The sequence below is a fragment of the Thermotoga sp. Cell2 genome (genome assembly GCF_000789375.1).
In the GTDB taxonomy this organism is placed as follows: Bacteria; Thermotogota; Thermotogae; order Thermotogales; family Thermotogaceae; genus Thermotoga; species Thermotoga petrophila.
Genome location: NZ_CP003409.1, coordinates 407,336 through 426,822 on the forward strand (window position 1 = coordinate 407,336; position 19,487 = coordinate 426,822).

A 19,487-nucleotide genomic window follows, 5' to 3' on the forward strand; every position below is an offset into this window, starting at 1 on the left:
TAGCATGCCTAGAGGAAGGAAGAAAACCCTGACACCTGCGCTCGAAGATTACCTTGCAGTGATTCAGGAGATACTTCAGAAACAACCCGCGGCGAGGGTGAGCACCATCGCGAGAAAGATGGGAGTGAGCCTTCCAAGTGTGACGAATGCCATGAAAAGACTGGCGGAACTTGGATACGTCGAATACGAGAAGTACGGATACATAACCCTTACCGAGAAGGGTAAAAGAAGAGCAAGATCGTTGAGAGGTTCTCAGAACAGACTCAGGAACTTTTTCTTCTACGTGATGGGAATACCTTCACCCACCGCGGAAAAACTCTCGCGTCATTTCTCACACTTCCTGGATACGAAAACGAGAGAAAGATTCAAGAGATTTTACGACATAATGGTGAATTTCGATGAGAGCAAGGTGCAGGAACTGAAGGAATTTCTCGAAGAGAGCAGAAGACTCGTGAACGTTCGGGAAATCCCTGAAGAAGCCAGAATTATGGAAGAAGATGAAGAAGAGGAGGCTCAACCATGAACATTCTGGTAACAGGCGGAGCGGGCTTCATAGGATCCCACGTGGTGGACAAACTGATAGAAAACGGATACGGTGTCATTGTGGTGGACAATCTATCTTCTGGAAAGGTCGAAAACCTCAACAGAAACGCACTGTTTTATGAACAGAGTATAGAGGACGAAGAAATGATGGAGCGGATCTTCTCTCTACACAGACCCGAGTATGTCTTTCACCTCGCCGCTCAGGCTAGTGTCGCCATCTCTGTTAGGGAACCCGCCAGAGACGCAAAAACGAACATCATCGGATCTCTTGTGCTTCTTGAAAAATCCATCAAGTACGGTGTTAAAAAATTCATCTTTTCGTCCACCGGTGGGGCGATATACGGAGAGAATGTGAAGGTCTTTCCAACACCGGAAACGGAGACACCTCATCCGATATCCCCTTATGGCATAGCGAAGTACAGCACCGAGATGTATCTGGAATTCTTCGCGAGAGAGTACGGATTGAAGTACACAGTTCTCAGATACGCCAACGTTTACGGGCCAAGACAGGATCCGTACGGTGAAGCGGGCGTGGTGGCCATCTTCACTGAAAGGATGCTCAGGGGAGAGGAAGTTCACATATTCGGTGATGGAGAGTACGTCAGAGACTACGTTTACGTTGATGACGTAGTCAGAGCGAATCTTCTCGCCATGGAGAAAGGCGACAACGAAGTCTTCAACATAGGAACGGGAAGGGGCACAACCGTGAACCAGCTCTTCAAACTGCTGAAAGAGATCACTGGCTACGATAAAGAGCCTGTCTATAAACCACCGCGTAAGGGCGACGTGAGAAAGAGCATTCTCGATTACACGAAGGCGAAGGAAAAGCTCGGCTGGGAACCCAAAGTTTCCCTTGAGGAGGGATTGAAGCTCACCGTTGAGTATTTCAGAAAAACCCTTGAGTGAACTGCTCAGGCCGAAAGACTTCGAGGATTTCGTCGGTCAGGATCATATATTCGGTAATAAAGGGATTCTCCGGCGAACTTTAAAGACAGGCAACATGTTCTCTTCTATCCTCTATGGACCACCGGGGTCTGGTAAGACCTCGGTTTTTTCGCTGTTGAAACGGTATTTCAACGGCGAGGTAGTTTATCTGAGCTCCACCGTTCACGGGGTTTCTGAAATAAAGAACGTTCTCAAAAGAGGAGAACAGTTGAGAAAATATGGAAAAAAATTGCTTCTCTTTCTCGATGAAATACACCGCCTGAACAAAAACCAGCAGATGGTTCTGGTTTCCCATGTTGAACGAGGAGACATCGTACTGGTTGCGACAACAACTGAAAATCCGAGTTTTGTCATCGTACCCGCACTTCTCTCAAGGTGCAGGATTCTTTATTTCAAAAAACTCTCTGACGAGGACCTGATGAAGATCTTGAAAAAAGCAACAGAGGTTCTCAACATCGATCTGGAAGAATCGGTAGAGAAAGCCATAGTAAGGCATTCCGAAGGAGACGCCAGAAAACTCTTGAACACCCTGGAGATCGTCCACCAGGCGTTCAAAAACAAGAGAGTAACTCTTGAGGACCTGGAAACTCTGCTGGGAAACGTGAGCGGGTACACGAAGGAATCACACTACGATTTCGCTTCGGCCTTCATAAAGAGTATGAGAGGTAGCGATCCAAACGCCGCTGTTTACTACCTCGTCAAAATGATAGAGATGGGAGAAGACCCGCGATTCATAGCACGAAGAATGATCATATTCGCCAGCGAAGACGTTGGACTCGCCGACCCAAACGCTCTACATATCGCCGTTTCGACCTCCATCGCTGTCGAACACGTGGGACTTCCCGAATGTTTGATGAACCTTGTAGAGTGTGCCGTCTATCTTTCCCTCGCTCCCAAGAGCAACTCTGTTTATCTCGCAATGAAAAAAGTCCAGGAACTTCCTGTGGAGGACGTACCGCTTTTTCTGAGAAATCCCGTCACCGAAGAGATGAAAAAGCGTGGATACGGAGAAGGGTATCTTTATCCCCATGATTTCGGTGGTTTCGTGAAAACGAACTATCTTCCAGAAAAGTTGAAAAATGAGGTCATCTTCCAGCCAAAGAGAGTAGGTTTTGAGGAAGAACTCTTTGAAAGGCTCAGAAAACTCTGGCCCGAGAAGTACGGGGGTGAAAGTATGGCCGAAGTGAGAAAAGAACTGGAATACAAAGGGAAAAAGATCAGAATCGTAAAGGGAGACATCACAAGAGAAGAAGTGGACGCCATAGTGAACGCGGCGAACGAATATCTGAAACACGGAGGAGGAGTAGCGGGAGCGATCGTGAGAGCAGGTGGAAGCGTTATCCAGGAAGAAAGCGACAGGATCGTTCAAGAACGAGGAAGAGTCCCGACAGGCGAAGCGGTGGTAACCGGCGCTGGAAAGCTGAAGGCAAAATACGTGATTCACGCTGTGGGACCCGTTTGGAGAGGAGGCAGTCATGGAGAGGACGAACTCCTCTACAAAGCAGTTTACAACGCACTCCTTCGAGCTCACGAACTGAAATTGAAAAGCATCTCAATGCCTGCCATCAGCACAGGAATCTTCGGATTTCCGAAAGAAAGAGCGGTGGGAATCTTTTCAAAGGCAATAAAAGATTTCATCGATCAACATCCGGATACCGCTCTGGAAGAAATCCGCATATGCAATATAGACGAGGAAACAACGAAAATTTTCGAAGAAAAGTTCAGCGTTTGATGAAACCAAAAGAAGGGGCAAACGCCCCTTCTTTTTTTAAGACCTCTGAGGAAGTATTGAATCAACTCAAACGAGTTCTTGGATCTATTCCGCAACAGATTTCCATACCTGAAAGGAACTATTGATATTTTCATCATACCACAGAAAGTAAAAAAAGTAAAGGGGGCCTTTGGCCCCCTTGTTATCATTTAGAATTCTTCAGGAATACTCGGTGTTTCTTTTTTCTCCTCGGGTTTTTCAACGATGAGCACTTCCGTTGTCAGGAGCATTCCAGCGATGGACGCGGCGTTCTGCAGGGCGCTCCTTGTAACCTTTGCTGGGTCAATGATTCCTCTTTCAAACATGTTGCAGTATTCTCCCCTGAGTGCGTCGAATCCATAGGCTGGATCGTCATTCGAGAGTATCTTCTCTATGATCACCGCTCCGTCGTATCCTGCGTTTTCAGCAATCTGCTTAATGGGGGCTGAGAGTGCCTTGTAAACGATCTGAGCTCCTATTTTCTCGTCGCCTTCGAGCTCTTCTATGACCTTTTCAACGGCCTTTCTTGCTCTCAGGAGTGTTACTCCTCCACCGGGAACGATACCTTCTTCAACGGCTGCTCTTGTAGCGCTCAGTGCGTCTTCAATTCTGTGTTTCTTTTCCTTGAGCTCTGTTTCGGTGGCCGCTCCAACCTTTATGACGGCTACTCCTCCTGCGAGTTTTGCCATCCTTTCCTGGAGAGTTTCTTTTTCGTACTCAGATGTGGTTTCCTCTATCTGGGCTTTGATTTGAGCGATTCTCTTCTTGATAGCCTCTGGATCACCTTTTCCTCCAATTATGATGGTTTCATCTTTCTTGACCCTCACAAGATCGGCTCTTCCGAGATCTTCAAGGGTGAGATCTTCGAGATTGATTCCGAGCTCTTCACTTGCCACCTGACCTCCGGTGAGAATTGCTATGTCCTGAAGCATGGCTTTTCTTCTTTCACCGAATCCAGGAGCCTTCACGGCACAGGACTGGAGAGTACCCTTGAGTTTGTTGAGAACAAGTGTTGTCAGAACTTCTCCTTCAACGTCTTCCGCTATAACGAGAAGTGGTCTTCCGGTCTGAGCGACCTTTTCAAGGATCGGAATGAGAGGTTTCACAGCGCTGAGTTTCCTGTCAGTGATGAGTATGAAGGGTTCCTTCAGAACGACCTCCATCTTCTCGGCATCCGTGACGAAGTATGGTGAGATGTAACCTCTGTCAAACTGCATACCTTCGGTGAATTCAACGTAGGTTTCGAGTGTTTTGGAATCTTCCACAGTGATGACCCCGTCTTCTCCTACCTTGTCCATAGCTTCTGCGATGAGCTCTCCTATTTCGGCGCTGTTCGCAGATATAGCGGCAACGTGGGCAATGTCCTCCCTACCGGAAAGTTTCTTGGAGACCTTCTTGATCTCTTCAACGGCTTTCTCAACGGCTTTGTCTATACCCCTCTTGAGGAGAATTGGATTGGCGCCCGCTGCAACGTTCTTGAGACCTTCTTTGATCATAGCCTGTGCGAGAACCGTAGCAGTTGTTGTACCATCACCGGCAACGTCGTTTGTTTTGGAAGCAACTTCTTTCACGAGCTGAGCCCCGAGGTTTTCGAATTTGTCCTCGAGCTCAATCTCCTTGGCTATGGAAACACCGTCGTTGGTTATTGTTGGAGAACCCCACGATTTTTCGATAACAACGTTCCTTCCCTTCGGTCCGAGAGTCACCTTTACCGCGTTAGCAACCTTGTCCACACCTCTTTCGAGTGCCCTTCTCGCTTCTTCATTGAACTTCAGAATCTTCGGCATATCTCACACCTCCTTCACTCTTCGATTTTCGCGAGTATGTCATTCACATCGATGATGATGTAATCCTCATCATCAATCTTTATTTCTGTACCCGCATATTTGGAGTAAATAACCTTGTCTCCAACTTTGATGTCAAATTTTTCCTCGTCATCGATCTTTCCCACGGCTACGACCTCTGCCTTCATCGGTTTCTCCTTTGCGGAATCTGGAAGAACGATTCCTCCCTCAGTCTTCTTTTCCTCTTTGATGGGCTTGATGAGAAGCCTTTCACCGAGAGGTATCACTTTCATCATCCATCCCTCCTTCGTAGATTTTTAGCACTCTCATCGTTCGACTGCTAATATAAATATACTACTTTTTACGAGCCTCTTCAAGGGATATTGATTAAGAAAAACGAACACAAACTCAACATTATCGTTAATAATGGGTAAACAATGAGTCAAAGAGGTTGAAGAAAAGTAAAAAGGCGCTTGAAGCGCCCTTTTTCTGGTGGAGGCGGGGGGATTCGAACCCCCGTCCGAAGATGGAGGCCCCTGGGCTTCTCCGAGCGCAGCCCGTGTTTTCGATTTCAGGGGGGACCCCCCACGGGCAGGGTGTCCTCTCCCACAGCCTTCCTGAAATTTCCCGATTCAGGCCGGAAGGCGAAGCCCGAATCGGTAGGCTGGATCTCTCACGCCCTCTTCCGAAGCCCAGCCAACTTCGGAGAGGACGGCCGCTTATCTATTAAGCGGCAACAGCAACAGGTTCGTTGGCACTTATTCTTTGTCCCACCTTTTTTACGAGGAGGTGGGGACCTCGGCTCGCTTCCCAGGGGACTCCATCCCCGTCGAACCCGTTCGCCCCCTGGTTTATCAATCCATCCTTATTATACCACTGTTCAGACTCTTCCAAATGTCGGAAGGTTCAGGGTATGTTGTATAATCATATGAAGGTGCATACCCAATTTACGACCAGGAGGTGTACCAGGTGACCGCATACATCATACGAAGACTTCTGCTCTTGCCCCTGATTCTCTTAGGAGTCACCTTCATCGTTTTTTCCATGATCCAGTCCCTCGGGCCGGATAAATTACTCGCAGCGTACGTCAACCCGAACATGCTGGACAAGTTAACGCCCGAGCAGATGGACGCTCTAAAGGAGAAGTACGGCTTGAACGACTTTTTCGTTGTGAGATACGTCAAATGGCTCGCAAACACTCTGAGAGGTGATCTCGGGTGGTCCCTTGTTGGGAAAGAGCCGGTGAAAGATGCTCTTTTGAGAAGACTTCCATACACCGTTGAACTTGCGCTTTACGCCATCTTCCCTGTTGTATTTGTTGGAATATGGCTTGGTGTGAAGGCTGCGGTTCACAGAGGAAAATTCCTCGATCATTTCATAAGAATCTTCGCCGTGGTTGGCTGGTCTTTCCCTGATTTCGTCTTTGGATTGCTCGTTCTGATGATCTTCTACAGCATACTGAACTGGCTTCCTCCTGGGAATCTGAGTATGTGGGCTGAAGAAGTGATCAAATCACCAGAATTTCATCGCTACACAAAGCTCATCACAATAGACGCACTCTTGAACGGCAGATTGGACATCTTCTGGGATGGGCTAAAGCACCTTATAGGTCCCATCATAACTCTTTCGTGGCTCTGGTGGGCGTATCTTCTGAGAATCACCAGGCCGAGCATGCTGGAAGTCCTGAACAAAGAATACGTGAGAACCGCCAGGGCAAAGGGTCTTCCCGAGGATGTGGTTATAAACAAACACGCCAGAAGAAATGCTTTGATTCCTGTCACCACTGTCGCCGGTGGTATGGTCATCGGTCTCTTCTCCGGTACTGTGATCGTGGAAACGGTCTTCAACAGAACGGGTGTGGGAAGTTTCACCGCGCAGGCAGCCCTGCAGCTCGATTACGCTTCGGTGATGGCTTCTGCGTTGTTTTTCTCAACAATTCTTGTAGTTGGAAATCTCATCATAGATATTCTGTACGCTCTTATAGATCCCAGAATAAGACTTGGATGAGAGGTGAAACGACGTGAATCAGGAATTCAAAAGAATAATGAAGAGATTTTTTAGAGATCCATCCGCCATCATAGGGTTCTCTCTAGTGCTCTTCTTCGTGGTGATAGCCATTCTCGCGCCTGTTATAGCTCCTCCCATTCACCCGCTCACCAGAGCCAAGCTACCCGATCCTTACTTGATGCCTGTGGTGAGCTGGAATCAGAGCCCACAACCCCCTACCACGAAAGAGGATGCCCTGGCGAAGAATCCCAACAGAGAACCCATACGCTGCGTTGATTATCACCCATTCGGTGTCATTGGTGGCCGTGATATCTTATACGGAATCGTCTGGGGCACAAGAACGGCTTTCAAGATAGGTCTCATAGTCACACTCGCAAGACTCTTGATAGGAGTGTTCATAGGTTCAATCTCAGGTTACTTTGGAGGATGGATAGATGAGGTTCTCATGAGGATCACCGATATCTTTCTCTCTATCCCCTTCCTCATAGCAGCTGTTGTGTTGACAACCGTTCTCGGGACGGGTCTCGACAAGGTTATGATAGCAATGATCGTGTTCGGATGGATGGGAGCGGCAAGGCTCATCAGGGGAAACATTCTTCAGGTGAGGGAAGAACAATTCGTCCTGGCAGCGAAAGCAATAGGTGTGCCCGATTTTCTCATCATATTGAAACACGTTCTTCCGAATACCATTTTCCCTGTCCTGATATGGGCTTCCATGAACATGGGATCTCTCGTGATAACGGCCGCTGTGCTCAGCTTCTTGGGACTCGGTGCCCCCCAGGGATACGCCGACTGGGGATCCATCCTCAGTTACTCGAGAGACTGGATAATGGAGATAGGAAAGCACTGGTACGCTCTCGTTTATCCCGGTACCGCTATGGTTCTCTTCGTTCTGGGATGGAATCTGCTGGGCGATGCGCTCAGAGACGCTTTCGATCCAAGGCTAAAATTCTAAGGAGGGATCGAATTGACAGAGCCTCTGCTTAGAGTGGAAAATCTGAAAACCTATTTCTATACAGAAGACGGTGTAGTGAAGGCGGTCGATGGTGTTTCTTTTGAGGTCAGAGAGGGAGAAACTCTGGGCATCGTTGGGGAATCCGGTAGTGGTAAAAGTGTAACATCGCTCTCAATAATGAGACTCCTGGATCAGAACGGAAAGATAGTTGACGGAAAGATTATCTTCAAAGGAAGGAATCTTCTCGAACTTTCAGAGAACGAAATGAGAAAGATCAGAGGAAAAGAGATCGCCATGATATTCCAGGAACCCATGGTGGCTTTGAACCCTGTTTTCACGATAGGGGATCAGATAATGGAGGCAATAATTCTTCACCAAAAACGTCTCTGAAAAAGAAGCGAGAAAAATGGCTATAGATCTTCTCAGAAAAGTGGGAATTCCCGAACCTGAAAAGAGAGTGGATGAGTACCCCCACCAGCTCTCCGGTGGGATGAGACAGAGGGCTATGATAGCCATGGCACTCTCCTGCAGACCGAGTCTTCTCATAGCGGACGAACCCACCACCGCTCTCGACGTGACCATACAGGCTCAGATCCTGGAGCTCATGAAGGAACTCCAGAAAGAATACGGAATGGCAATCATTCTGATCACCCACGATATGGGCGTCGTTGCGGAAATGTCCGATAAAGTTGCTGTCATGTACGCGGGAAAGGTGGTCGAGTACGGAGACGTGAAAACCATCTTCACCGAACCCAAGCACCCCTACACCTATGCTCTTCTCGAATCCATTCCCAGAATAGACGTAGAACAGGAGAGACTGAAGAGCATTCCGGGAAACGTACCCGACCCGCTCAACTTCCCTCCGGGATGTAAATTCCATCCCAGATGTGAATTCTTCGAAAAAGGAAAATGCGACGTTGAAGAACCTGAACTGGAAGACCTGGATGGCAATCACAAGGTGAGGTGTTTCTTCTGGCAAAAACTCGATGAAATGAGACATGCAAAAAGCGAGGTGTGAAACGTGAGCAGGGAAATCCTTAGAGTTGAAAATCTGGTGAAACATTTTCCCATAAGGGCTGGTGTTTTTAAGAGAATTGTTGGATGGGTGAAGGCCGTCGATGGTGTCAGCTTCAGCATAAACGAGGGAGAAACCTTCGGCCTCGTTGGAGAGTCGGGTTGTGGAAAAACCACGATTGGAATGACCCTGCTCAGACTGTACGAGCCAACATCGGGACGCATCATCGTGGACAACGAAGACACGACCTACTACTTCATGCCGCGTTCCAAGGCAAAAAAATACATAAAGCGCACCTATCTGAGCAGGTTCGTCAACATGAAGGAGTCAGATGTGGAAAAACTGGAAGGTGTCGACAGAGAGTACGCCCGTATTTTCTTTGAGGAGGCAAAGGGTTCTCCAAAGAAGTTCATGTCCATTCTTCTCGATGATCTACCGGAGAAAAGGAAAAAATTTCGAAGAGAGATGCAGATAGTGTTCCAGGATCCATACAGTTCCCTGAACCCGAGGTTGAGAGTGAAGAGCATAGTGGGTGAAGGCATCGTCACACACAGGATCGCAAGGGGGGAAGAAGTAGAGAAACGAATCAAAGAAATCTTGGAGGATGTGGGTATTCCTTCGGCTTACGTGTACAGGTTTCCACATGAATTCTCCGGTGGTCAGCGCCAGAGAATCGGAATCGCACGTGCCCTGGCTTTGGAACCCAAACTCGTCGTGGCGGACGAGGCCGTCGCTGCTCTGGACGTCTCGATAAGAAGTCAGATCATAAACCTCATGGAAGATCTTCAGAGGGAACACAAACTCACGTACATTTTCATTTCGCACGATCTGGCTGTTGTAAAGCACATAAGCGATAGAATAGGTGTGATGTATCTTGGAAAGATGGTGGAACTTGCTCCTAAAAAAGACTTGTTCGAAAAACCGCTCCACCCTTACACTGTAGCTCTCATGTCTGCGATACCGGTACCTGATCCAACAAAGAAGAGGGAAAGAATCATTCTCAAAGGAGATGTTCCGAGCCCTATAAATCCGCCGTCTGGCTGTAGATTCCACACAAGATGTCCCATAGCGAAAGAGATTTGCTCCAAGGAAGAACCGGCTTTTCGAGAGGTTGAAGAGGGACACTTCGTCGCCTGTCACTTCCCGGGTGAGCTGAGGTGAGAAGGTACTGGCTGGTAATTTTGTTGATCGCCATCGTCATTCTGTTTTTTAGAGTGAAGTGGGAAGTGAAGAGAATACACGTTGAAGATCCAGAGATCAAAAAAATGGTTGAGGAAATTCTTCGGGAAAAACGTTACAGATACAAGTTCACCGACACCAGAGAGAGAGCTCTGATAATAGAAAAGGACAGAGCTATCGTACCGCCAAACGAAGTAGTTCTCCACCTGGACTGGCCGGAGAAAGTGAAAGAGAAGGTGAAAGAACTGGTTGAACCGTTCTTTCAAAAGATAGAGCTTTCCGCCACAGAATCACAGATGGCTACAGCAGAGGTGTTTTTGGAAGCTGTGATCGAAAGTTTCTTTGAAGGAAATCAGTCTCTGTTTGAGAATTCTTACTACTGCGGGGAGATCTACGTGTTTTCAAACGGAAAATGTGTGGCGGAGTACGATCCGTCAACTGGAGAACTCGTTTTTCTCGATAAATAGGAGGTGAACGGTTTGGCAACGCTTCTGGAAGTGAAAAACCTCAGCACGTGGTTTTACATGGAAGAAGGTGTAGTCAAAGCCGTGAACGATGTGAACTTCTCGCTGAATTCCAACGAAGTTCTCGGAATTGTCGGTGAGACTGGTTCCGGCAAGAGTGTGACAGTGAAATCCATAATGCGCCTCATAAAGCCTCCCGGAAAAATAGTGAGCGGTGAGATCATATACAAAGGTCAGGATATACTGAAGATACCCGAAAAAGAAATGCACAGGATTCGAGGAAAAGAGATCGCAATGATCTTTCAGGATCCGATGATGTCTCTTAATCCGCTTTACACGATAGGAGACCAGCTCATGGAAACGATCAGGTATCATCTTGGCTACGACAAGAGAAGAGCCTATCTGAGAGCGGTGGAAATGCTGGAACTCGTTGGAATACCGGAACCCGAAAAAAGAATGAACAACTATCCATTCGAATTCTCAGGTGGAATGAGGCAGAGGGTGGTTATAGCCATCGCCCTGTCCTGCAATCCCAGTGTGCTCATAGCGGATGAGCCCACCACCGCCCTCGATGTGACCATACAGGCACAGATCCTGGAACTCATGAAAGAACTTCAAAAAGAGTTCAAAACGGGACTCATCTTCATAACACACGATCTTGGTGTGATCGCTTCCATGGCAGACAGGATTATGGTGATGTACGGAGGAAGACAGGTCGAGATAGGAACATCCGATCAGATCTTCTACTCACCCAGACACCCTTACACGAAGATGCTCCTGAGAAGCGTGCCGAGAGTGGATAAAAGACTTGAAAAGCTCGAGTCCATACCGGGGCAACCCCCAAGGATGGTCGACATACCACCGGTGTGTCCCTTCTTGCCTCGCTGTCCAAGAAGAGTGGAGAGGTGCTTGAAAGAATTACCAGAGCTTTCCGAGATAGAAGAAAACCACTACGTCAGATGTTTCAATCCGGTTGAGGAGGAAGTGAGTCTTGAAAGAAATTCTTGATTTTCAGAAAAACGAGATCACTGAATACCACGTGTATCGAAAGCTATCGAAGAGAACGAACAAGAAAAACGCTGAGATCCTTCTTGCGATAGCGGAAGATGAGAAAAGCCACTACGAAAAACTGAAAAACATCACCGGGAAGGATGTTAAGCCTTCCTATATCAGGATGTTCTGGTACTCACTGCTTTCCGTTCTTTTTGGTTTGACTTTCACTCTCAAACTCATGGAAAACAACGAGAAAAAAGCGGAAAGAGCCTATGAAAGACTGGAGAAAGAGTATCCAGAAGTAGTCCATATTCTCAAAGACGAAGAAAAGCATGAAGAAGAGCTTCTGAACATGCTCGACGAAGAGCGTCTCAATTACGTGAGTTCTATGGTTCTCGGGTTGAACGATGCTCTCGTGGAACTGACGGGGGCACTCGCTGGTCTCACGTTCGCCTTTCAAAACACCAAGATAGTCGGATTGTCCGGCTTGATAACCGGTATCGCTGCAGCCTTCTCCATGGCAGCTTCCGAGTATCTTTCGCAGAGAGCGGAAGAAGGATCAGGTGAATCCAAACCCTTAAAAGCCGCCATCTACACAGGCATCGCTTACATCGTAACGGTCGCCGTGCTGGTGGCTCCATACCTCATACTCAAAAACCCATTCTTATCACTTGTCCTTACTTTGACGGGAGCCGTTCTCATAGTTCTTCTTTTCACCTTTTTTGTCTCGGTGGTTAAAGAGAAGGATTTCGCGAAATACTTTCTTGAGATGTTCCTTTTGAGTTTCGGTGTGGCAGGATTTTCTTTCCTCGTCGGTATACTCGCGAGGAAGATCTTTGGAATCGAAATCTGAGGAGTGCTCGCCATGATATGGAACGACACCGTTTTTTGCGTCGTAGACACAGAAACCACGGGAACCGATCCCTTTGCCGGAGACCGGATAGTTGAAATAGCCGCTGTTCCTGTCTTCAAGGGGAAGATCTACAGGAACAAAGCGTTTCACTCTCTCGTGAATCCCAGAATAAGAATCCCTGCGCTGATTCAGAAAGTTCACGGTATCAGCAACATGGACATTGAGGAAGCACCTGATATGGATGCGGTTTACAATCTCTTCAGAGACTACGTGAAAGGGACGGTGCTCGTGTTTCACAACGCCAACTTCGACCTCACTTTTCTGGATATGATGGCAAAAGAAACGGGAAATTTTCCAATAACGAATCCCTACATTGACACACTCGATCTTTCAGAAGAGATCTTTGGAAGACCCCATTCTCTCAAATGGCTCTGCGAAAGACTTGGGATAAAAACCACGATACGGCACCGTGCACTTCCAGATGCCCTGGTGACCGCAAGAGTTTTTTGTGAAGCTTGTTGAATTTCTTGGTGAAAACAGAGTCAACGAATTCATCCGTGGAAAACGGGGGTAATAAAATGGTTAAGAACTACGTTCTCGACACGAACGTCTTGATTCACGATCCAGATTCCATCTTCTCCTTCGAAGACAACAACGTGATCATTCCTCTTCCCGTTCTTGAAGAGCTCGACAAGCTGAAAAGAGAACACGGAAGTGTGGGAAAGAACGCCCGAGAGGTGATTCGACACCTCGATGAACTCAGAAAGAAAGGAAATCTCAGAAAAGGAATCCCGCTGGAGAACGGCGGAATTCTCCGCGTCATGGTTTTGGAAAGAGAAGTGGAGAACGTTCCAAGATTCCTTCACGAACGCTACGTGGACAACATCATTCTCGCGTACGTGATAGAGCTCATGAACAGAGAAAAGATCCCCACCATTCTCGTCAGCAAGGATATAAATCTTCGGGTGAAAGCGGACTCTCTTGGTATTCCCGCCCAGGACTATCTGACCGATCGATCCGAGCTGGAGACGATGCCTAAGGGGTATGTCGAAATCGACGACGAAGAACTCAAAAAACAGTTAAAAGTGAAAGGAGTTGTGGAAAAGAAACTCGACCTTCTCGACAATTTCTACATAGATCTGGGTGGAGTGTACGGGAAATATCGCAAAGGAAAAGTTCTGAGAGTGGAACCTTTCGAGACTATGGGCATTTCTCCGCGGAACAGAGAACAGATCTTTTCCATGGATGCCCTTCTGGATGACGAAATACCTCTGGTCTTCCTTGTTGGAATCGCAGGAACCGGAAAGACGCTTCTCGCTCTCGCTTGCGGTCTCTACAAAGTCCTCGTTGAAAAACGCTACAAAAAACTGATAGTGACTCGTCCTACGGTTCCCATGGGACGCGATATCGGGTATCTCCCCGGAGAACTTGAAAAGAAAATGAAACCGTGGCTCCAACCGATAATGGACAATCTTGAACTCATATCTTCTCTTTCCGGTTTGAAAATCAAGGAACTCGAGAAACAGGAAATACTGGAAGTGGAAGCGATATCTTTCATCAGGGGAAGATCCATACCAAAGCAGTTCATCATCATAGACGAAGCACAGAACCTCACTCCACACGAGGTAAAAACGATCCTCACACGTGTGGGAGAAGACACCAAGATAGTTCTCGTTGGAGATCCGTACCAGATCGACACCCCGTATCTGGACAAAGACACGAACGGACTGGTTTACGCAGCCTTGAAACTTCTGGAATCGGATCTTTCCGCGGTGATAAAGCTGGAGAAGGGAGAAAGGTCAAGACTCGCCACCATCGCTGCTGAGCTTCTGTGAGACCTCTTTCAATATTTCATCCAGCATGGTGCTTTTAACAAACGAAGGGGAAAGCTGATACAGATAGCTTTTCCCCTTTCTTTTCTTTCTGACAATTCCCATTCTCTGAAGCGAGGAGAGAACAGCGGATGAGTCTTTCCCCCTGAACGCGTCTATTTCGCTCTTTGGAATCGGTCCTGAGAGGAGAAGCAGTGCCACCACTTCCATCTGCGCATCGGTGAGATTTTTGTACTTCCTTCCGGACAGCTTAGAAACGAAATCAGCGTACTCAGGTTTGGTGAAAAAACGATACCTTCCATTCACCTCTCTCAGAACAACTCCGTGTGCTTCGTCTTCGTATTCCTTTTTCAATTCTTCGAGAACTCTTTTTATCTCTTCAGGATCTTTTTCGAGTATTTTGATAAGCCTTTCCAGAGTGATACCATTTGAAGCAAATATGAGTGCCTCAATAGCGGCCTTGAGCTGCATTTGTGTACCTCCTGATCCTGCTTTCTCCCACGAGAATCAATTTCCCTATCTTCACAAGCTCGAGGATAGCAAGAAGTCTGACTATCAGTTCGTAGACATTCTCCGCTCTGGAAAGCAATCGCAGGATCTCGATCTCACCATCTATTTCATCAAGTATTCTCTCCATCATCTCTTCAACAGAAAGAGTTTCGCTCCTCACCTTGTGTACAGCTTCACGTAGTGATTCTTCTTTCCATATCCTCTCGAGCGTTTTCCTGAACCTTTCCAGGCCTTCTATTCTTTCAAAGAAGACACTTCTCACCCTGATTTGTTTTCTCTTCAGAAGATTCGTTTCATTTCTGATTCTCTGGATAATTTCCTTCACCTTGGAGTATTCCTCAATTCTTCTGTAGAGTTCTTCTTTCTTTCTGTCTACCTCTTCTTTTTCTTCTTCTCTCACTCTCGGAATGAGCATTTTCGACTTGAGCTCCATCAGAGTGGAGGCCATTTCCAGAAAATCGGAGGTGACCTTCATATCCAACTTTTTCATCTGCTCGAGGTATTCTACGAACTCGTCTGCGAGCTGTGCGATGGGTATTTCTCTGATATCTACCTTTTTCTTTCTCACAAGATAGAGCAGAAGATCGAGAGGTCCCTCGAAAACGGGAAGTTTGAAGACAAGTTCCATTCTTTCACCTCAGAACATCAAGTTCATGGCCTTTCTCACTTCCTCCATCGTTTTAGAGGCTACTTCTCTGGCCTTCTTCGTCCCTTCCATTATAACGTCTTCTACGTAATGTGGATCTTCGTCTATATTTTTGAAATTTTCCCAGATCGGTGCCAATTTTCGTTTCATATTCTTCAACAGCAACTTCTTACAATCAACACAACCGATGCTGGCCGTTGTACAGCCTTCCCATACCCATTTGCTCTCTTCTTCACTGATATCGAACGCCTGGTGGTATTTCCATACGGGGCAGTTCTCCGGATTTCCAGGGTCGCTCCTTCTCACTCTTGCCGGGTCGGTCATCATTCTCAGTATAGTCTGTTCCAGTTCTTTTTCCGTGATTTCAAGGTTTATTATGTTCCCATAGCTTTTGCTCATCTTTCGGCCGTCCGTTCCTGGAAGCTTTGGAACTCGAGACAGAATTGCTTCTGGTTCTGGAAAGACTTCATCGTAGAGATAGTTAAAACGCCTGGCGATCTCCCTCGTGAGTTCTATGTGGTAAACCTGATCTTCACCGACTGGTACTCCTTCAGCTTTGTAGATCAAAATATCGGCTGCCTGAAGAACGGGATAGATGAGAAAACCAGCCGTGGAAAGATCTTTGTAGTTCAGCTCACTTTTTATCTCTTTGTAAGTGGGAACCCTCTCGAGACGTGAAACAGAAACGATCATGCTGAAAAGCAGTGCAAGCTCAGCGTGCTCTTTGACACCAGACTGAACAAAAATCACGGACTTTTCAGGATCTATTCCACAGGCGAGAAATCCCCTCACCAGGTCGCGGGTGTATTCTTTGAGCTTCGAAACATCGTCGTAGTGGGTGGTCAAAGCGTGCCAATCCGCGACAAAGTAGAAACATTCGTTTCCTTCTTCCTGAAGCTTCACCCAGTTTTCCAGAGCTCCCACGAGATGACCTATATGGAGTTTTCCGGTAGGTCTCATGCCGCTCAGTATTCTCAACTTTTATCCCTCCATGTTCTGTGATAATATTAATTGAGAATATCAAGAATGAGGAGAGTGAAAAGGTTGAGCTCAAGAACCATCTACATCTTGCTGATCATCATGGTTGTTTTCATGCTCGTCGAATTTCTCTTTTTCTTTCTGGGAGGAAGAGCTCCCTTTGAAATAGTATACTACAGGAGCACCATGGAATACGATTATTCCGGGAACGCCACGTTCACCACCAGTGCGAAGCTTTATTTTAAAGATGAGAAGAAAAAAGAAGAGTACAAGATCAATTATGCTTCTGCATCTAAGGAGGAGTTGAATAAATACTTTTCTCAGATCAGCAAAGAAGTTGGAAGAGAAATAGTTCCACTGGATTACAACGTGAGAGTTGAAGACACAGGAGGTATGCTCGAAGTCACAGAAACAACGCTCCTGAGGGGAGCTGCACAGGTGAAGGGTGATGTCTTGGACACCAGCATGGGAAGTCTCACAATGAACGTAGCGGGTGAAACGGAGATCGTCGTGAAATTACCTGAAGACGCAGCTGTGATATCGGTCACACCAACCCCATCTGAACGTGAGAACAACACTCTGATCTGGCGTCCAGATTCATCCATGGTGTTTCCAAAAGTTATCTTTAAAAGGGTGAATGAAAATGAAGGAATTCCTGGATCTTCTCAATGAATCCAGATTGACCGTCACTCTCACGGGAGCCGGTATCAGTACCCCAAGCGGCATACCAGATTTCAGAGGACCGAATGGGATATACAAAAAGTATTCCCAGAATGTCTTCGACATTGATTTCTTCTACTCTCACCCTGAGGAATTCTACCAATTCGCCAAGGAAGGTATTTTCCCTATGTTAGAAGCAAAACCGAACCTTGCACACGTGCTGCTCGCAAAACTGGAAGAAAAGGGCCTGATAGAGGCTGTGATCACACAGAACATAGACAGACTTCACCAGAGAGCGGGCAGTAAAAAAGTGATAGAGCTACACGGAAACGTTGAGGAGTATTACTGTGTGAGGTGTGAGAAAAAATACACCGTCGAAGATGTTATAGAGAAACTCGAATCATTGGATGTTCCACGCTGTGATGACTGCAACGGTTTGATCAGGCCGAACATCGTGTTCTTTGGGGAAAATCTGCCGCAAGACGCCCTCAGGGAAGCGATCGAACTTTCATCCAAGGCCAGTTTGATGATCGTCCTGGGATCTTCGCTCGTTGTGTATCCCGCTGCCGAGCTTCCCCTCATAACTGTCAGGAGCGGTGGAAAGCTCGTTATCGTGAATTTGGGAGAAACTCCTTTCGATGATATCGCAACTTTGAAGTACAACATGGACGTTGTCGAGTTCGCCAGAAGAGTGATGGAAGAAGGAGGTATCTCATGAATCTCGTAGACTATCTGGTGGTGCTTTCCACGGTGGGAACGGTGGTCTTTTCGTGGACGTATCTTCTCCTTGGGAGGAACGGTAACTCAAAAGAGCCGAATCAGGAGGATGTAGAAGAGAGGATCATGGAACTCATGGGAAAGTTCCGCTACCTGTCGGCCAACAGACTCGAACTCCTCGAAAAGAAGACACAAGAGTTAAGAAAACTCATATCCGAAGCCAACACCGTGATGTCAAGGCTGATGGTCAAGATGTCCGAAATAGAAAGAGAAAGGATCTTCTCCTCTGAAGATGAAGGGGAAAAATCTGAAAAGATGGAAAAACCAATTATCCCTGTTATTCAAGAGCAGGATGAAACGAAAGCGGAAGAAAAAGAAGAGGAACTGGAAACCGCTTTAGAAAGAAGAATCGTCTCGATGTACGACAGGGGATTTTCAGAAGTGGATATCGCCAAAAAACTGGGTATCACGGTTGGAGAAGTCAGACTGATACTCCAACTGTTCAAGAGGAACGCCGGTTGAGAAAGAGAAAACGGTACTTTCCGGCGGAATCCTTCAGGAAAACAGCGTCGGAAACGATCTTTTTCAACTCCTCCACCTGGTCTTCTCCTATCTCCATCAGCACAATCTTTCCACTCGTGTTGTACCTGCCGAAAAATTCTCTGTAAAAGTCGAGGCCGTCCTCTCCTCCAAAAAGCGCCTCTGCAGGTTCGAAAAGAACATCTTTTGGCAGATGAGCACTTGATTTCACGTATGGAGGATTCGAAAGGATCATCTCGATCGATGCGAACTTTTCTTTGAACGGTTCAAGAAACTCACCTTTTCTCACAAAGAATCTGTCGGAAACACCGTGCCTCTCCGCGTTTTTTCTGGCGACTTCAACAGCTTTGGAAGAAACGTCCGTCGCGAAAACAACCACATCGGAGAATTTCGCTACACTCACTCCAATGGCACCGCTTCCTGTTCCTATGTCTGCGACTGCTTTTATTCCGTACTTTCTTATCAGCTCGAGGGCGAGTTCGACCAGTTCCTCCGTCTCCGGTCTTGGAACGAATACACCTTCTTCCACGAGTAAAGAAAGACCCATGAACTCTTTCTCGCCGAGAATGTAGTGCAGGGGATATCCACTTGCTCTTTTCTCCACGAGTTTCAGAATCCTTTTTTCCTCAGTTGGAGAAACTACCAAGTCTTTCAAAAAGAGATCTTCCTTGCGGATCCCAAGTACCCGGGAAACGATGAGTAACACCTCAAGAACAGGAGTTTCGGTCACTCCCTCGAGTTTTCCAGAGCAGTCTTTTATCAAACTCCAAATTTTTCTCTCAGCTCCGGAGACATTCTTTCTGGTGTCCATGGTGGGTCGAATGTGAGCTCCACCTCCACGTTGTTGACTCCCTCGATCCTCTTTATCGCCTCTTCAGCGTCGGAAAGAATCATTCCGGCAAGAGGACACATGGGTGTGGTCATTGTCATGAGGACTTTCACGTTGTTCTGATCGTCTATCTGGATGTCGTACACCAGACCCAGACTCACCACATCCAGACCGAGTTCAAAATCGATCACGTTTTTCAGGGCGTTCAGAACATCTTCTTTAGTCACCTTTTTCGACATCGGCATCCCTCCCGGTTCTATTATACTATGTTATAATTCAAATTAGAA

20 protein-coding genes, 1 other RNA gene and 2 pseudogenes are annotated in these 19,487 nt (G+C 46.9%); 15 read left to right on the top strand and 8 right to left on the bottom strand.

The genetic code is table 11. The features are described 5' to 3' along the window. Window positions 1-4 precede the first annotated feature (4 nt). From CELL2_RS02135 to CELL2_RS02145, 3 genes are read left to right on the top strand one after another with little or no spacing between them, the layout of a single operon-like run. Window positions 5-523 carry a metal-dependent transcriptional regulator gene (locus CELL2_RS02135; protein ID WP_004081427.1) on the top strand — a complete coding sequence of 173 codons (519 nt, stop codon included), beginning with the start codon at window positions 5-7 and terminating at the stop codon, window positions 521-523. Then, the gene (locus tag CELL2_RS02140) at window positions 520-1,449 is read left to right on the top strand and encodes an SDR family oxidoreductase (protein ID WP_038033648.1); all 930 of its coding nucleotides are present in this window, start codon (window positions 520-522) and stop codon (window positions 1,447-1,449) included. Before CELL2_RS02135 ends, CELL2_RS02140 begins: the two co-directional genes overlap by 4 nt. Next, window positions 1,421-3,220 carry an AAA family ATPase gene (locus CELL2_RS02145; protein ID WP_038033646.1) on the top strand — a complete coding sequence of 600 codons (1,800 nt, stop codon included), beginning with the start codon at window positions 1,421-1,423 and terminating at the stop codon, window positions 3,218-3,220. The genes CELL2_RS02140 and CELL2_RS02145 overlap by 29 nt, the downstream gene beginning before the upstream one ends. A gap of 188 nt (window positions 3,221-3,408) precedes the next feature. Here the strand turns inward: CELL2_RS02145 and groL are convergent, their stop codons facing one another. From groL to ssrA, 3 genes are all read right to left on the bottom strand, one after another. Then, complete coding sequence (groL, locus tag CELL2_RS02150) at window positions 3,409-5,025, bottom strand: chaperonin GroEL (RefSeq protein WP_008192177.1); 1,617 nt, start codon at window positions 5,023-5,025, stop codon at window positions 3,409-3,411. A gap of 14 nt (window positions 5,026-5,039) precedes the next feature. Further along, entirely contained in the window at window positions 5,040-5,315 is a 276-nt protein-coding gene (groES, locus tag CELL2_RS02155; RefSeq protein WP_008192171.1) for a co-chaperone GroES, read from the bottom strand. A gap of 197 nt (window positions 5,316-5,512) precedes the next feature. Then, window positions 5,513-5,869: a transfer-messenger RNA gene (ssrA, locus tag CELL2_RS09090) on the bottom strand. Between the two features lie 122 nt (window positions 5,870-5,991). Between ssrA and CELL2_RS02160 the strand changes: the two genes are divergently transcribed. From CELL2_RS02160 to CELL2_RS02200, 9 genes and pseudogenes are all read left to right on the top strand, one after another. Continuing rightward, the gene (locus CELL2_RS02160; RefSeq protein ID WP_039446201.1) at window positions 5,992-7,029 is read left to right on the top strand and encodes an ABC transporter permease; all 1,038 of its coding nucleotides are present in this window, start codon (window positions 5,992-5,994) and stop codon (window positions 7,027-7,029) included. 13 nt (window positions 7,030-7,042) lie between these two features. Beyond that, the gene (locus tag CELL2_RS02165) at window positions 7,043-7,984 is read left to right on the top strand and encodes an ABC transporter permease (RefSeq protein ID WP_038033643.1); all 942 of its coding nucleotides are present in this window, start codon (window positions 7,043-7,045) and stop codon (window positions 7,982-7,984) included. Between the two features lie 12 nt (window positions 7,985-7,996). Beyond that, window positions 7,997-9,002: pseudogene (locus tag CELL2_RS02170) on the top strand (ABC transporter ATP-binding protein). A gap of 3 nt (window positions 9,003-9,005) precedes the next feature. Then, the gene (locus CELL2_RS02175) at window positions 9,006-10,160 is read left to right on the top strand and encodes an ABC transporter ATP-binding protein (protein WP_008192163.1); all 1,155 of its coding nucleotides are present in this window, start codon (window positions 9,006-9,008) and stop codon (window positions 10,158-10,160) included. Next, on the top strand, window positions 10,157-10,645 hold the full coding sequence (locus tag CELL2_RS02180; RefSeq protein WP_008192162.1) for a hypothetical protein: 489 nt from the start codon (window positions 10,157-10,159) through the stop codon (window positions 10,643-10,645). The genes CELL2_RS02175 and CELL2_RS02180 overlap by 4 nt, the downstream gene beginning before the upstream one ends. A 12-nt stretch (window positions 10,646-10,657) precedes the next feature. Next, window positions 10,658-11,650, top strand: a complete 993-nt coding sequence (locus CELL2_RS02185) for an ABC transporter ATP-binding protein (RefSeq protein ID WP_008192160.1) — start codon at window positions 10,658-10,660, stop codon at window positions 11,648-11,650. Beyond that, the gene (locus CELL2_RS02190; protein WP_011943067.1) at window positions 11,634-12,488 is read left to right on the top strand and encodes a VIT1/CCC1 transporter family protein; all 855 of its coding nucleotides are present in this window, start codon (window positions 11,634-11,636) and stop codon (window positions 12,486-12,488) included. The genes CELL2_RS02185 and CELL2_RS02190 overlap by 17 nt, the downstream gene beginning before the upstream one ends. 12 nt (window positions 12,489-12,500) lie before the next feature. After that, a pseudogene (locus tag CELL2_RS02195) lies at window positions 12,501-13,062 on the top strand (PolC-type DNA polymerase III). 4 nt (window positions 13,063-13,066) lie between these two features. Then, window positions 13,067-14,323, top strand: a complete 1,257-nt coding sequence (locus CELL2_RS02200; protein ID WP_012310545.1) for a PhoH family protein — start codon at window positions 13,067-13,069, stop codon at window positions 14,321-14,323. Here the strand turns inward: CELL2_RS02200 and scpB are convergent. Genes scpB through trpS form a run of 3 tightly spaced genes read right to left on the bottom strand, consistent with a single transcriptional unit; the run spans window position 14,288 to window position 16,454 of the window. Then, a complete protein-coding gene (gene scpB, locus CELL2_RS02205) occupies window positions 14,288-14,791 on the bottom strand; it encodes an SMC-Scp complex subunit ScpB (protein WP_038033641.1) in 504 nt (167 codons plus the stop codon). The genes CELL2_RS02200 and scpB overlap by 36 nt on opposite strands. Then, a complete protein-coding gene (locus CELL2_RS02210; protein WP_011943071.1) occupies window positions 14,769-15,458 on the bottom strand; it encodes a ScpA family protein in 690 nt (229 codons plus the stop codon). Before CELL2_RS02210 ends, scpB begins: the two co-directional genes overlap by 23 nt. 9 nt (window positions 15,459-15,467) lie before the next feature. Next, entirely contained in the window at window positions 15,468-16,454 is a 987-nt protein-coding gene (trpS, locus tag CELL2_RS02215) for a tryptophan--tRNA ligase (RefSeq protein ID WP_011943072.1), read from the bottom strand. Window positions 16,455-16,502: 48 nt separating this feature from the next. Between trpS and CELL2_RS02220 the strand changes: the two genes are divergently transcribed. From CELL2_RS02220 to CELL2_RS02230, 3 genes are read left to right on the top strand one after another with little or no spacing between them, the layout of a single operon-like run. After that, on the top strand, window positions 16,503-17,126 hold the full coding sequence (locus CELL2_RS02220; RefSeq protein ID WP_227738421.1) for a DUF4897 domain-containing protein: 624 nt from the start codon (window positions 16,503-16,505) through the stop codon (window positions 17,124-17,126). Continuing rightward, window positions 17,098-17,832 (top strand): NAD-dependent protein deacylase, encoded by a 735-nt coding sequence (locus tag CELL2_RS02225; protein ID WP_011943073.1) that lies wholly within the window; start codon window positions 17,098-17,100, stop codon window positions 17,830-17,832. The genes CELL2_RS02220 and CELL2_RS02225 overlap by 29 nt, the downstream gene beginning before the upstream one ends. Next, a complete protein-coding gene (locus tag CELL2_RS02230) occupies window positions 17,829-18,353 on the top strand; it encodes a DUF6115 domain-containing protein (protein ID WP_011943074.1) in 525 nt (174 codons plus the stop codon). Before CELL2_RS02225 ends, CELL2_RS02230 begins: the two co-directional genes overlap by 4 nt. Here the strand turns inward: CELL2_RS02230 and prmC are convergent. Together prmC and CELL2_RS02240 are read right to left on the bottom strand one after the other, a co-directional pair. Then, entirely contained in the window at window positions 18,334-19,182 is an 849-nt protein-coding gene (gene prmC, locus CELL2_RS02235) for a peptide chain release factor N(5)-glutamine methyltransferase (RefSeq protein WP_012310546.1), read from the bottom strand. The two genes, CELL2_RS02230 and prmC, sit on opposite strands and share 20 nt — an antisense overlap. Next, window positions 19,131-19,439 carry a metal-sulfur cluster assembly factor gene (locus CELL2_RS02240; protein WP_011943076.1) on the bottom strand — a complete coding sequence of 103 codons (309 nt, stop codon included), beginning with the start codon at window positions 19,437-19,439 and terminating at the stop codon, window positions 19,131-19,133. Before CELL2_RS02240 ends, prmC begins: the two co-directional genes overlap by 52 nt. Window positions 19,440-19,487 lie beyond the last annotated feature (48 nt).